Raw genomic sequence first — 13,577 nt, forward strand, 5'->3', positions numbered from 1 at the left:
AGCCGGTGTAGTCACTGACTTCGGTGACGGGTACCTGGTTTTCCTTCAGGAGGCGAAAGGTGCCACCGGTAGAGAGCAGTTCGATGCCGCGATCGGTCAGTGCACGGCCGAATTCAACGATACCGGTTTTATCAGACACGCTGATCAGCGCACGACGGACGGGGGTATTAGCCTGATTTGCCATGGGTCACTTATTTCTGCTGGGTATGAACGAATGAAGGCCTCGCGAATGATGTCCGGGAGGCCCTCGTTGCAATCGGGTAGCTGGATTATAGCAGACCGTACTGTTTGAGCTTCTTGCGCAGGGTGCCGCGGTTCAGGCCAAGCATGGTCGATGCCTTGGTCTGGTTGTTGCGGGTGTATTTCATCACCTGTTCGAGCAGCGGGGCCTCTACTTCCGATAACACCAGTTGGTAGACCTCGGTCACCGGGGCGCCATCGAGTTGGGCAAAATAATTTTTAAGGGCAACTTCCACGCTGTCGCGCAGGGTAACCGTGTTGCCGCTGCTGTTCACCGTTTGCAACTGATGAATATCATCGTTGGCCGGTGGGGTCAGGTTGTCTTTAGCCAAAGTCTCAGCGGTCATGCTGCGAATACCTCTCCATTTCGTAAGCCTGCAAAGTACTGTTGAATGCTGTCTTTCTGCGCCATCGCGTCGTCGATGGCGTTGAAGCGTTTTCTGAACTGTTTCTCTTCGTCGTGGGACTGGAGGTACCAGCCCACGTGTTTCCTGGCAATTCGCACGCCCATGGTTTCGCCGTAAAAGCGGTGCAGGGCGTCCAGGTGTTCGCTTAGTACCTGTTCCACCTCATCCACAGGCGGCTCGGCAAGGTGCCTACCGGTTTCCAGAAAATGCAGGATTTCCCGGAAAATCCAGGGCCGGCCCTGTGCGCCACGGCCGATCAGCAGCCCGTCGGCGCCGGTGAATTTCAGTACATGCTGTGCCTGTTCCGGCGAGTTGATGTCGCCGTTGGCAAATACTGGAATGCTTACCCGGGACTTCACATCGGCGATCGTGTCGTACTCGGCCTCGCCCTTGTAGGCATCGGCACGGGTACGACCATGAATGGCCAGGGCCTGGATGCCAGCGTCTTCGGCCATGCGGGCAATCAGTGGCGCATTCCGATGTTCCCTGTCCCAGCCCGTGCGCATCTTCAGTGTCACCGGGATGTCCACGGCGGCCACGACCGCTTTCAGGATATCCCGCACCAGCGCCTCATCTTTCATCAGTGCTGAGCCGGCGGCCTTGTTACACACCTTCTTGGCCGGGCAGCCCATGTTGATATCGATGATCTGGGCGCCGAACTCGGCATTCAGTCTGGCGGCGTTGGCCAGCATTTCAGGGTCGCCGCCGGCGATCTGTACTGAACGGGGCTCGGGTTCACCTTCATGATTCATACGCGTTTTTGACTTGCGCGTATGCCACAGTTTGCTGTCCGCAATGACCATCTCGGATACCGCCAGGCCAGCGCCCATGCGCCGGCAGAGCAGGCGAAAAGGACGGTCTGTTACACCGGCCATAGGTGCAACAATCAACGGATTGGGCAGGGTATACGGCCCGATTTTTGCCGTTGGCAGCATGATCTGAATCCGTGTAACAGCGGGTTAAGCGAACGTCGGAAGTGAACGGCTGCTCAATAAGTAACCGATCCTGATCCGAAGGGCGGTAATGATACCGCTGGCAGAGATCCTATTGAAGGGGCGAAGCCATGAAAAAATTGATTATTTTTCGTCCTTTCTGGTTGACTTTCAGTCTATTCGGTGGCGGTCCCTGGTTTCTGTCGAGTGAGGACTTGCTTACTCCTGATAGGCTCGGAAGGCGATATTGTAGTTCACGGCGTCCTTTCCGGGATCGCGGATATTGATGACAATCCTGACCGGAGTATCAGTCGGCATTGCCTCAAGATCACGGCCGTCTCCCGCCAGATACTCGTCCGGTGTGAACACACTCTGGGCGACCACATCACCATTCAGATTGGAGAACGTCAGGGCAATGGCGGGGAATGGCTGTTCAAAGGCGGCCCGGTTGATGATGACGGCATCAACCACCAGTTGGCTGCGGTTTTCCGGGTTGGTCCTGACCACCAGTTTACGGCTTTGGATGGCATCCACATTGATCAGCGGTTTCAGTTCGCAACCGGCGATCTCGCAGCCCTGTTCGTAAAAGGGGCGCAGTTCCGGTATGGAGGACAGGCGGTCGAACTGGAACCAGGTGACTTGCGCCACCAGGACGCCGAGCAGCGCGAGTATGATCAGGGTCCATAACGCCGCTCTCACGCGCCCCCTACCATTGCCTGCTACAGAGACCGGTTCCCTGCGCAGGTTACTGTAGGGGGAAACGGCGACTAGAGGTTCGTTGTCAGTCACCGGGCCAGCGTCATAGTCGAAGGATGATGATTGAGGTTCATCGACGTAGAAACCATCCGCGTTGTCTACGGGCTCCAGGCTCAGGTCTTCGGGTTGCCGTGGTGTTTCTTCGGGCTCATCCCAGGCTGGCTCCTCAAATGGCTCGTTCTCGGGGGGCTCTGGTTGTGGTTGCTCGAACTCCGCAGGTTCTTCTGGTGGCTCGGGTTCCGTGGGTGCGGGCTTGGCTTTGCGCCTGGTGTCGTCTTCTTCGGACAACATTGCCTCGGCCCAGCTTTCATCGATTTTTTCGTCGGTTTCGTCGTCGTTGTCAGTCTCGAACGTGCCACCGCTGCGCTCGTCGACGGTGCGAAAGCTGTCGCTCAGTTCGTCGTCGGAGAAGGTCAGCCGGGTACCAGCGTATGGGCCCTCGGCCGCATCCTCCTCAGGGTTGTCCGCAAAAATCAGGTCATCATCCGAGGCGAACCCCTGATGCGCTGGAGCATCCTGCTGTTCCAGGGCTGCCGGGCCGCTCTTTGGGCTGGAGGCACCTGAAGAGCCCTCGCTTATCCGGTGTTCGACGGCATTGAACACCGCCATGCAGTTGCCGCAACGCACTTTTCCGCTGGCTACGCTCAGCTGTGCGTCGGTGACCCGGAACCGGGTTTCACATTTTGGGCATCGTGTCTGCAGGCTGCTCTGGGTCATGCTTCTTTCCTGTAAGCGGCGTCGCTACGAGTCACGGAGTTTAGTTGGTTCGTAAGAGTTCGTCACCTGTCGTTGCGCCGTCCTGTGAGCCGTATCCACTCCTCGCGTTGTTCCGGCTCGTCCATGATGAACCAGGGCTCGTAGGCCTCCATGACCTCCCGGGCCTGGTTGGACAGTATGCCGGACAACACAATATCACCGCCCGGTTTTACCTTTGCAGCCAACCTGGGCGCCAGGCCAATCAATGGCTGGGCCAGTATGTTAGCCAGCATGATGTCCGCCATGGTATCGGGTTCATCCCCGGGCAGGAACAGGTCCAGCCGGTCTTCTTCAACCTTGTTGCGGCGCGCGTTTTCGCGGCTGGCTTCCAGTGCCTGGGGGTCTGTATCGACCCCGATAACGTGGTCGGCGCCCAGCAACAGGGCCGCAAGACCCAGTATGCCGGAGCCACAGCCATAGTCGATCACCTGCCGTGAGGTCACGTCCTGACCATCAAGCCATTCCAGGCATAGCGCCGTGGTGGGGTGAGTTCCGGTGCCAAAGGCCAGGCCGGGATCCAGCAGCAGGTTGGCGGCGTGCGGGTCCGGAGCGTCATGCCAGCTGGGCACAATCCAAAGCCGGTCACCGAAGCGCAGCGGCTTGAAATCGTCCATCCATTCACGCTCCCAGTCCTTGTCCTCCACCAGGGTAACGTCGATGTCGGGCAGTGACTGTTGTGTCTGCTGGTGCCAGGCATCCTTAACGGCGGCGCAGAGCTCTTCGATATCGCGATCGGACCCGAACAGGCCGGTGACGCTGGTCTGGTGCCAGAGCGGTGTTGTGCCCGGGTCGGGTTCGTACAGGGGCTGGTCGGCGGCATCTTCCATGGAGACGGCCTCAGCGCCCATCTCCATCAGCAGATCCTCAAGCTGGTCCGCGTTATCGGGATCAGCCGGGATCTGTAGTTGTATCCAGGGCATGTGGGTGTCCTGTTTGGTAGACGAATCAACGGGTCAGTCCCGTATCAGTTTTTCCAGATAATGGATAGTGAAGTCTACCTGTTTAAAGCCGCCATCGCGTACCAGTTTCCTGTGCAAGGCCTGGTTGGTCTTGATACCTTCAACCACCAGTTCGTCCAGCGCGTTCTTCATGCGGCGACGGGCTATTTCCCGGTCATCGCCCCAGGTGATCAGTTTGGCCACCATGGAGTCGTAGTACGGCGGTACCGTGTAGCCGCTATAAAGATGCGAATCCACTCGTATGCCGTTGCCACCTGGCGCATGGAAATGCTTGACCTTGCCTGGGCTGGGAACGAAGGTTTGCGGATCTTCTGCGTTGATACGGCATTCCAGCGCATGGCCGGAGATCTTGATTTCGTCCTGGGTGTATTGCAGGGGCAGGCCGCTGGCAATGCGCAGTTGCTCACGAACGATATCGACACCGGTCACCATCTCTGACACCGGATGCTCCACCTGCACCCGCGTGTTCATCTCGATAAAGTAGAAGGCGCCGTCCTGGTACAGGAACTCGAACGTACCCGCACCCACGTAGCCAATTTCCTTGCAGGCGTCGACACAGGCCTTCAGGGTCTTCTCGCGCGCTTCCGGGTCGATATTCGGTGCAGGGGCTTCTTCGATGACTTTCTGGTGCCTGCGTTGCATGGAACAGTCACGGTCGCCAAGGTGAATGACGTTGCCGTGGGTATCCGCCAGTACCTGCACTTCGACGTGGCGGGGGCGTTCCAGATATTTTTCGAGGTAAACCGTAGCGTCCCCGAAAGAGTTCTTGGCTTCCGACTGTGTGACCTGCACGCTCTTCAGCAAGGCCGCTTCGGAATGAACCACCTGCATACCACGACCACCACCGCCAGATGCGGCTTTGATAATGACCGGATAGCCAATTTTACGGGCGATTTCCAGGGTGCGGTTGTCGTCATCCGTCAATGGGCCGTCTGAGCCCGGCACGGTGGGAACGCCTGCCGCAATCATTGAGTTGATGGCAGAAACTTTGTTGCCCATCAGGCGAATGGTATCGGCTCTGGGGCCGATAAAGCGGAAGCCGCTTTTTTCAACCTGTTCGGCGAAATCCGCGTTTTCGGCGAGGAAGCCGTAACCTGGATGGATACCGACGGAGTCCGTCACTTCTGCCGCACTGATAATAGTCGGGATGTTCAGGTAACTGTCTGTTGCACTGTTGGGGCCGATACAGACCGACTCGTCCGCCAGACGGACATGCATGAGGTCACGGTCGACCTGGGAGTGGACAGCCACGGTTTTGATGCCCAGCTCCTTGCAGGCGCGCAGGATGCGCAGGGCAATTTCGCCGCGATTTGCGATCAGGACTTTTTCTAACATAGCCATGAGAGTATCACCGGGTTCAGGAAATGATGATCATCGGCTGGTCGAACTCGACCGGCTGACCGTTCTCCACCAGGATCTCGGCGATGGTGCCGCTTTTATCTGCCTCGATCTGGTTCATCATCTTCATGGCTTCGACGATGCACACCACGTCGCCGGCTTTCACTGACTGCCCGACTTCCACAAACGCTTTCGCGGTGGGTGAGGGCGAGCGGTAGAAGGTGCCGACCATTGGCGACTTCACCGCATGGCCGGAAGGCTCTGCCGGCTTTGCGGGCTCGTCGGCGGCTGGCGCGGACGGCTGCGGTGAGGCGGGCTGGGGTGCTGGTGACGGATACTGTGCCATATACTGTGGCGCAGCCAGTTGTTCACGACGCCGGGAGATGCGAACAGAATCATCACCCTCGTGAATCTCCAGCTCCTCGACGTCGGATTCCTCCAGCAGTTCGATAAGTTTCTTGATCTTGCGAATGTCCATAGTCAGTCCGATCCCGTTTTAATCAGTTCTATCGATGAATTCGTTGCAGGGCGGCTTCGAGTGCAAGGTCGTACCCCAGGCTGCCCAGCCCGCAGATAACGCCATCGGCGATATCAGAAAAGTATGAGTGATGACGGAATGCTTCCCGCGCATGCACGTTGGAAAGATGGACCTCAATAAACGGTATGCCCGAGGCCAACATGGCGTCCCGCAGTGCAACACTGGTGTGGGTGAACGCCGCCGGGTTGAAGATGATGAAATCAACCCCTTCTGATCTGGCTTCATGTATCCGCTCAATCAGTTCATATTCCGCGTTTGACTGTAAATGTAGCAGGTGATGGCCATCTTCGGCGGCTTTCCGGTGCAAACGGTCGTCAATGTCCGCCAACGACTCGTGGCCGTACACCTCCGGCTCGCGGGTTCCCAGCATGTTCAGGTTGGGGCCATGAAGTACGAGTATGGTCGACATGATTTTGTCTGCCTTGCTGACTTTTTTACAGGATCGCCGAATTTAGCGACATTTTCCCACAATGGTGCGTTCTTGAAGTCTTCAGATCAACACTTTTTGACAATCGGGTGTGTGTCGAAAAGTATCTTATCTCTGTGTCGAAAAGAATCTTACCCACGCACAAGCAATCTTTGTCGTTTGCACGGTCATTGTCGTGAAGGGGGATCAGGAGTTCTATAAGACGTTGGTTTCATAGAACGGCCCCGAGAGCGGGGCGGGGCCGTTGCTGGGGAGAGCCCGCCAGTGGCGTTTGGGCTCAGTCGCCGGCGGCGGTCACGCAGTTTCGGCCCTCGGCCTTGGACCGGTAAAGAGCCTTGTCCGCCCGTTCGCAGAGAGCCTGGGAGGTATCACCCTTCCAGGCGGCAACGCCGCAACTGAAAGTGACATTAAACTCCCGGTCGCCAGCCGGTTGCAGCAGCTCCGAGAAACGCTCGCGGATTTCGTTCAGCACATTGCGGGCATCGCTCTCGCGGGTGTCCGGCAGAATAATGGCAAATTCCTCGCCACCGTATCGGCCAATGTGGTCGGTCTTGCGCAAGCGCTGTTTCAGGAACATGGACAAACTTCGCAGCACGCGGTCGCCAATGGGATGGCCAAACGTGTCATTCACCTTCTTGAAGTAGTCGATGTCGATCATTGCAAAGCACAGTTGCTGGTCTTTCTGCCGCGCCCGCACGATCTCCTGATCGAGCAGGTGCAGGGTATGAGTGTGATTGAATAGGCCGGTGAGGCTGTCGCGGATCATCAGCGCCAGCAGTGACCGGGCGCGGCGGCCCCGATTGTGTATGGTGGAGATCAGGTGTTTCGGGTCAATCGGCTTGGTCAGGAAGTCATCGCCCCCCAGGCTCATGGCATGCAGCTGTTTGGAAACGTCTTCTTCGGCGGATAGGTAGATGATTGGCACGCTATGAAAACGGTCCTGCTGGCGGATTACCCGCGCGATTTCCATGCCGGTGCAGCCGGGCATGTACATGTCCAGAATGATGATCTCCGGCGAGAACGACTCCAATGCATGAATGATTTCCATCGGATCGGTGATGATGTGGGCATTCATGCCCGCTTTTTTCAGAACCGTTTCCATGAACTTGGCCTGAGCGCGGGAGTCATCCAGCACCAGCACTTTGTAGGGCTCAACGGTATTGCCGTGGGTGTAGGTCTCGATCTTCTCGATCAGCTGGCCGGGATCAACCGCCGGGTAGAAGAATTCCTCGCCACCGCAGCGGGACGCCCGCAGGCGGGTTTGGATGGTGCCATCTTCGTCGCTCATGAAGATGATGGGGATGGGTGTGTCGTGTCGCTCCTGAAGCCGCTCGATGGTGGCAATTCCGCTCAGCGGCTCGCCGCCGTAGTTAACGTCCATCAGGATGGTTTCGGGTTTGTGAAGTGCGCAGGCTTCGATCAGCTTGTCGGCGGTGTTGAACGCTGACGCACGGAAGCCGAAGAACTCAAGCTGGCGGATCAGGCGGCTGGCCATCTCTTCACTGGCCAGAGCAATATAGACGGGCGTGCGTCGATACTGTTGGGGAGCCTCGCTGGCTTCCTGGTCGGTCCGTCTCAACGTGCATTGGGACAGCTGCTCTATGGCGTCCTGGAGCTTGCGATCCAGGCTTTCGGGAAGCGCGGTGCCTTCCGGCCACTCACCGATCAGGTCAAAAACCTGGCGCCCGGAATCGGCATGGCTTTCCATGTCGAAGCGCTTTGCGTAGCGAACCAGCTTGTCGGCTGCCCTGGCAAAATCGCCCCTGAAGGCGGCAGACTGGCCGGTGTCTTCGTGGATCTTTTGCCATGTATCCAGGACGACGCGCGCCTGGGTGGTGACACGGCGAGCGAAGTGCTGCCTGAGTTTGTCTTTCTGGCTATCGTCGTTCATTGTGCTCCGGCCTGTGTTTTTCTCGTTCTGAGCCGCCCGTTTCCGGTACAAGCGGATATTTTCAACATTAGTCTTTTTGCAGAGTCTATAGTGTTTAATGTTGTCGGCGTAGGTGACGCTGTGTAAATGTTTGTCAACTCTGCGGGGCAGGTCACACCAGATAGCCGACAATCGTTGTTTCAGACTAGGGGCTGCCAGTGATGGCACGGACGCAAAACGACCGACAGATCTCTCGCCAGCAAGGTGTTATTACCTTGCGCAGTCTGCTGTTGCTGTTTACCGGTGGCATGTTGCTGCTTGTGCTGGTGGCGGCGGCCAGCGTCAGTTTTGACCGGTTCCGGGACTACATGTCGGGTCAGCTCCAGGGCCATGCCCGGGATGGTGCCACGGCCATTGGCCTGTCCCTGTCCAATGCCATTGACGGTCGCGATCCAGTGGCCTCGTCTTCATTGATCGATGCGGTTTTCGACAGTGGTCGTTATCTCTCGGTGGTCTACGTCAATAATCAGGGTGAGGAGGTGGCCGGGCGGGAAACCTCCCTGCGTGAGGTGGATGTGCCGGGCTGGTTTGTGGCGCTGGCGGATCTGCCACTGCCGGTGGGTGAAGCGGAAGTGGTGCGCGGCTGGAGTCGACTGGGTAAGGTGCGGGTCGTAAGCCACCCTGGCCGGGCCTACGAAGACCTGTGGGTGGTGACGGTTAGAATCGTGGCCGGCTCTGCCCTGATTGGTGGCCTTGGGTTGATCGGCCTGTTTTGGATGATGACACGCCTGATGCGTCCGCTCAGGGCTGTTGAGAAACAGGCCAGGGCCTTGGGTAAACGGGACTTCAGGCGTCGGGTCGACATTACCTCCACGCGGGAGTTGAACCAGGTCACCCACGCTATGAACCAGATGGCGGATGACCTCGGGCGACTTTTTGAAGGGCAGGCCAAACTGATCCAGCACCTGCGCAAGGTGAACAACGAAGACAGCCTGACCGGTCTTGCGAGCCGGCAGGCGTTCGAGCAACGCTTGAAGGTTGAAGTGGAATCGGAAGAGCGGTCCGCCCCCGGGGTGCTGTTCCTGATCCAGTTGGAAGAGTTCGCCCAGTATAACCAGAGTTATGGCCGCGACGAGGCCGACCGCTTGCTGGTTCGCATTGCGGGGGCGCTGAATACGTTTGTCCATGCGCACAGCGATTCGTTCGCCGGCCGCATGACGGGTGCCGGGTTTGCTGTCTTCCTGCCTGGTGTTTCACGTGCCGATGGGGTGATCTGGTGTCGCCAACTGGTCGAAGAGCTGGATGGCATCTATTCCGACCTCTCCGCTCCCATGGATGTGTCTGTTCATGCAGGCATTGCCCAGGCTGCTGAAACCCGCAAAGCGGGCGAGCTTATGTCAGCGGCCGACGAAGCGCTTCGGCAGGCACAGATGGAGGAGGGATCTGCCTGTCATGCCGCTGATCGCGACCGGCCTGAGCACCATGACAGTGAAAAGTGGCGGATCATGATTGGCGAAGCGATCACCCAGGGACAGATGTCGCTGTGGATGCAGCCCATGATCAGCAATGGCGATAACGGGGTGCTGTTCCATCAGGTCTTTTCCCGGATGAGAACGGAGGAAGGCTGGATCAAGGCTGGTATTTTCGTGCCCATGGCGGAACGCTTTGGCATGATCCCCGACATTGATCGCTGGGTCCTTGAGCGTTCCCTGGCGCTTCTGCATACGGAACCAGACACTCGCCTGGCGTTAAGCCTGGGCATGGTTTCGGTGGCCAGTGAGGCATTCCGCAAAGAACTTCTGGAGCAGCTGTCCGCTGCCGGCAAGGAGCGCCGGCGATTGCAGATTGGTATTTCCGAGCAGGCTGTTCACCACCACCGGACGGCGGTAGGACTCCTGGTGCGTGGGTTGAACCGGCTCAAGGTGCCGGTGATTGTCGACCGCTTCGGTGTAGGCGGGGTGCCCTTCAGCTACCTGAGGAATCTGAGGTTCCAGGCACTGCGTATTGATAACAGCTTCGTTCATGATATCGACAGCCATGAGGACAACCGCTTCTACCTCGAATCCGTGACGACCATCGCCCACAGCCGCGGCGTGCGGGTCTACGTCACGGGTGTTGAAACCGCCGGTGAATATGCGGCACTGCAGGGTGTCGGTATCGATGGCGCAATGGGTTACCATCTGGGTCGGCCGTTTGAGGCGGGACATTAGCGAGTGATTGAGGCCCCAGGGCCGAAAAACGCCGCAAATTGCATAAACGTTGCCGTTGCTTCATGGTATTCGCAGTGCGCGAACGGATAGCGTCCGGGATAAAACGACAAACAGGGGAACTGAAAACCGATGCCAGGAAAAATCAGACAGTATTTCAGTGATCGCAAAGACGACGTTCAGGACTACACCGGCGGAGGGGTTGTCGGCAAATTTATACTGGCCGTTGTGGTTGTGTACCTGCTTGTTGCCCTGGTGCTAGGCATGATCTGGAGCAGCGAGCCAGACGTTTTCTCGGTACGCGAACACACACGTGCCGTGGCCAATGAGATGCAGCGTGAACCGGTGGCCGGGTTCGCAACAACGGCAACCATGATCCGGGTGGCGGAGACTCTTCTCGATAAGCCTGGCGGTTACGTTTCGAACGACATCTTCCCCCCAGGGCTTTGGCTCGACAACATGCCTAACTGGGAGTACGGGGTGCTCGTTCAGCTTCGCGACCTGTCCCGTGCCATGCGCAAGGACATCAGCCGTTCCCAGAGTCAGTCCGCTGAGGACCCTGACCTGACGATTGCTGAGCCCCAGTTCCACTTCGACAGCGGTAGCTGGGCCATTCCCTCCACCGAGGCGGAGTATCGTCGTGGCATCCAGGCCCTGTATAGCTACCTGGATCGCTTATCACGCCCCGATCAACCCAACGCCCAGTTTTTCGCCAGGGCTGACAACCTGGCCAACTGGCTGGCGGACCTGGAAACCCGCCTGGGCAGTCTATCCCGAACGCTTGGTGAGAGTGTTGGCAAAGCGTCAGTGTCCGACGCCGTGTCTAACGTCAATCCCGGCGACCCGCTTTCGGAAGATGTCATGGGCGAGGAGGTCAAGACCTCCTGGACGAAGATAGACGACGTGTTCTATGAGGCGCGCGGCAGTGCCTGGGCTCTGTTGCATATCTTCCGCGCCATTGAAGTGGACTTCCGCAAGGTGCTTAACGACAAGAACGCCCTGGCCAGCGCCAAACAGATCATTATCGAACTGGAAGGTGCGCAGGGTGAAATGTGGAGCCCCGTGATTCTGAACGGCAGCGGCTTCGGTGTGCTGGCCAATCACTCATTGACCATGGCGGCGTACCTGTCCCGCGCCAGCGCTGCGATCAGCGACATGCGTGACCTGCTGACCCGAGGCTGATGCCGGTACAGCATCGCCGCATAAAAAAAACCGGGCCACGCAGCCCGGTTTTTTTGTCATCGACTGAAAGCGTCGCCGATCAGCCTTTGTAGGCCTTCACGGACGCTTCGATGGCCTTCTTGGCTTCGGCGGCGTTGGCCCAGCCCTGAACCTTGACCCACTTGCCCGGCTCCAGCGTCTTGTAGTTCTCGAAGAAGTGCTGGATCTGGTCGCGGAGCAGTTGCGGAAGATCTTCCACATCTTTCACGTCGGTGTAGCTCTTGGTGAGCTTGTCGTGGGGTACGGCAACCAGTTTGGCGTCGCCACCGGCTTCGTCTTCCATGTTCAGCACGCCAACCGGGCGGCAGCGAATCACGGAACCGGCCTGAACCGGATACGGGGTCACCACCAGCACGTCAATCGGGTCACCGTCGTCAGCCAGGGTGTGGGGAATGAAGCCGTAGTTGGCCGGGTAGAACATTGGCGTAGCCATGAAGCGGTCTACCAGCAGGGCGCCCATGTCCTTATCCAGCTCATACTTCACCGGGGAGCTGTTGGACGGGATTTCGATGGCCACGTAGATGTCTTCCGGCGGGTTCTTGCCAGCAGGGATATGGTCGAAGTTCATGGTCGATCCTTTCTGAAGTGCGTTTAACTGCGTTTAAAAAGTGGGCGCAATTATACGGGACAATGGTGTGGATCGAAACTAAACGTTGGTATCGCCTTACCGCTACAACCGCATCTGCTTGGCGATCAGTTCCTTCATGATCTCATCGGTACCGCCGCCAATCGACAGGATCTTGCCATCCCGGTAAAGCCGCTCTACGACGGATTCACGCATGTACCCCATGCCGCCGTGAATCTGAACGGCCTCGCGGGTGACTTTCTCGCACACCTCCACCGCAAAGTTCTTCGCCATGGCAACCTGCTTAATCGGGTTCTTGCCCGCCTGCATCAGCGCGGCACAGCGATAGGTATACTCCCGCGCCACGTCCACTTGGGTGGCCATGTCGACCAGCTTGTGACGGGTGACCTGGAATTTGTTCACCGGCCGGCCAAACGCCTCCCGTTGGCCGGCCCAGGCTATCGAGGCTTCAAGGGCGATTTCGGCCGTCATGTAGGCCATGATGGATAAACTGAGGCGTTCAAACAGAAAATTGCTCATGATCGCGATAAAGCCCGCATTCTCGGCACCGATCAGGCGGTTGGCAGGCACCCGGCAGTCCTCGAAAAACAGCTCCGCCGTATCGCTGGCCCACCAGCCCATTTTCTTGAGCTTCTTGCCGGTGGAAAAGCCGGGCATATCGCGGTCAATCAACAACAGACTGATGCCACCATGGCCCTCGCCACCGGTGCGTACCGCAACGGTGTAATGATCGGCACGCATGCCGCTGGTGATAAAGGTTTTGCTGCCGTTGACGATGTAGTCATCGCCGTCCCTGACGGCCCGGGTTTTGATATTGGCAACGTCGGACCCGCCGCCGGGCTCGGTAACTGCCAGCGCGGCAATCTTCTCGCCTCGCAGCACCGGGGGCACAATCGCTGCTTTTACGTCCTGCTGCGCCCACTTCGCCACCGGAGGCAGGCCGATATCCAGCGACCCCAGCCCAGCCACCAGGCCGCCGGAGGTGGATCGCATCAGCTCTTCGGAGACGGCGACTTTCATGAAAATATCGCCTTCACCAATGCCGCCAAGACTTTCCGGAAAACCGACCCCAAGCAGCCCGGCCTCCCCAGCGGTCTTATAAAGCTCCCTGGGGAACTCGCCAGCTTCCTCCCAGTCGTCTATGTAGGGCAACACATGAGTGGCAACGAACTTGCGGGCACTCTGGCGAACCTGTTCGTGGGTATCGTTGAAATAATCAGACACGGAAAGCCTCCCTGTGATCAAAAATCATGGAAGCAGTCTCACTCAATTTCAGCAACCAAGCAAGCGCTTGGTTTGCAGAAGGCCCGAAAAGAGTCCAGGCCGTGGAGAGACAGGGA

Annotated in this window: 12 protein-coding genes and 1 pseudogene; 2 read left to right on the forward strand and 11 right to left on the reverse strand. The window is 58.1% G+C overall.

Translation table 11 applies throughout. From position 1 onward, the window contains the following. From purH to AXW11_RS10385, 9 genes and pseudogenes are all read right to left on the reverse strand, one after another. A pseudogene (gene purH / locus AXW11_RS10345) lies at positions 1-184 on the reverse strand (bifunctional phosphoribosylaminoimidazolecarboxamide formyltransferase/IMP cyclohydrolase); the annotation flags it as partial. An 85-nt stretch (positions 185-269) separates the two neighbouring features. Next, positions 270-587 (reverse strand): DNA-binding transcriptional regulator Fis, encoded by a 318-nt coding sequence (gene fis, locus AXW11_RS10350; protein WP_007154166.1) that lies wholly within the window; start codon positions 585-587, stop codon positions 270-272. After that, a complete protein-coding gene (dusB, locus tag AXW11_RS10355) occupies positions 584-1,579 on the reverse strand; it encodes a tRNA dihydrouridine synthase DusB (protein ID WP_177190624.1) in 996 nt (331 codons plus the stop codon). Before dusB ends, fis begins: the two co-directional genes overlap by 4 nt. Before the next feature lie 219 nt (positions 1,580-1,798). Then, positions 1,799-3,052 carry a DUF3426 domain-containing protein gene (locus AXW11_RS10360; RefSeq protein WP_007154164.1) on the reverse strand — a complete coding sequence of 418 codons (1,254 nt, stop codon included), beginning with the start codon at positions 3,050-3,052 and terminating at the stop codon, positions 1,799-1,801. A 62-nt stretch (positions 3,053-3,114) separates the two neighbouring features. After that, positions 3,115-4,011 (reverse strand): 50S ribosomal protein L11 methyltransferase, encoded by an 897-nt coding sequence (gene prmA, locus AXW11_RS10365; protein ID WP_007154163.1) that lies wholly within the window; start codon positions 4,009-4,011, stop codon positions 3,115-3,117. A 33-nt stretch (positions 4,012-4,044) separates the two neighbouring features. Continuing rightward, the gene (gene accC / locus AXW11_RS10370) at positions 4,045-5,391 is read right to left on the reverse strand and encodes an acetyl-CoA carboxylase biotin carboxylase subunit (protein ID WP_091642723.1); all 1,347 of its coding nucleotides are present in this window, start codon (positions 5,389-5,391) and stop codon (positions 4,045-4,047) included. A gap of 16 nt (positions 5,392-5,407) precedes the next feature. After that, positions 5,408-5,866: an acetyl-CoA carboxylase biotin carboxyl carrier protein gene (accB, locus tag AXW11_RS10375; RefSeq protein ID WP_007154161.1), complete on the reverse strand. Its 459-nt coding sequence runs from the start codon at positions 5,864-5,866 to the stop codon at positions 5,408-5,410. A 28-nt stretch (positions 5,867-5,894) separates the two neighbouring features. Further along, on the reverse strand, positions 5,895-6,335 hold the full coding sequence (gene aroQ, locus AXW11_RS10380; RefSeq protein WP_036210542.1) for a type II 3-dehydroquinate dehydratase: 441 nt from the start codon (positions 6,333-6,335) through the stop codon (positions 5,895-5,897). Positions 6,336-6,630: 295 nt separating this feature from the next. Then, on the reverse strand, positions 6,631-8,244 hold the full coding sequence (locus AXW11_RS10385; RefSeq protein ID WP_091642725.1) for a diguanylate cyclase: 1,614 nt from the start codon (positions 8,242-8,244) through the stop codon (positions 6,631-6,633). A 200-nt stretch (positions 8,245-8,444) separates the two neighbouring features. On the opposite strand from AXW11_RS10385, the gene AXW11_RS10390 reads away from it, so the two are divergent. Beyond that, positions 8,445-10,433, forward strand: coding sequence for a bifunctional diguanylate cyclase/phosphodiesterase (locus tag AXW11_RS10390; RefSeq protein WP_091642727.1), 1,989 nt, complete (start codon positions 8,445-8,447; stop codon positions 10,431-10,433). A gap of 129 nt (positions 10,434-10,562) precedes the next feature. Next, positions 10,563-11,612, forward strand: a complete 1,050-nt coding sequence (locus AXW11_RS10395) for a DUF2333 family protein (protein ID WP_036210533.1) — start codon at positions 10,563-10,565, stop codon at positions 11,610-11,612. Positions 11,613-11,691: 79 nt separating this feature from the next. Here the strand turns inward: AXW11_RS10395 and ppa are convergent, their stop codons facing one another. Together ppa and AXW11_RS10405 are read right to left on the reverse strand one after the other, a co-directional pair. Continuing rightward, a complete protein-coding gene (gene ppa / locus AXW11_RS10400) occupies positions 11,692-12,219 on the reverse strand; it encodes an inorganic diphosphatase (RefSeq protein ID WP_036210530.1) in 528 nt (175 codons plus the stop codon). A 102-nt stretch (positions 12,220-12,321) separates the two neighbouring features. Next, on the reverse strand, positions 12,322-13,461 hold the full coding sequence (locus AXW11_RS10405) for an acyl-CoA dehydrogenase family protein (protein ID WP_041332550.1): 1,140 nt from the start codon (positions 13,459-13,461) through the stop codon (positions 12,322-12,324). Between the last annotated feature and the right edge of the window lie 116 nt (positions 13,462-13,577).

It is taken from the genome of Marinobacter sp. Hex_13 (assembly GCF_001566815.1).
GTDB lineage: Bacteria > Pseudomonadota > Gammaproteobacteria > Pseudomonadales > Oleiphilaceae > Marinobacter > Marinobacter salarius.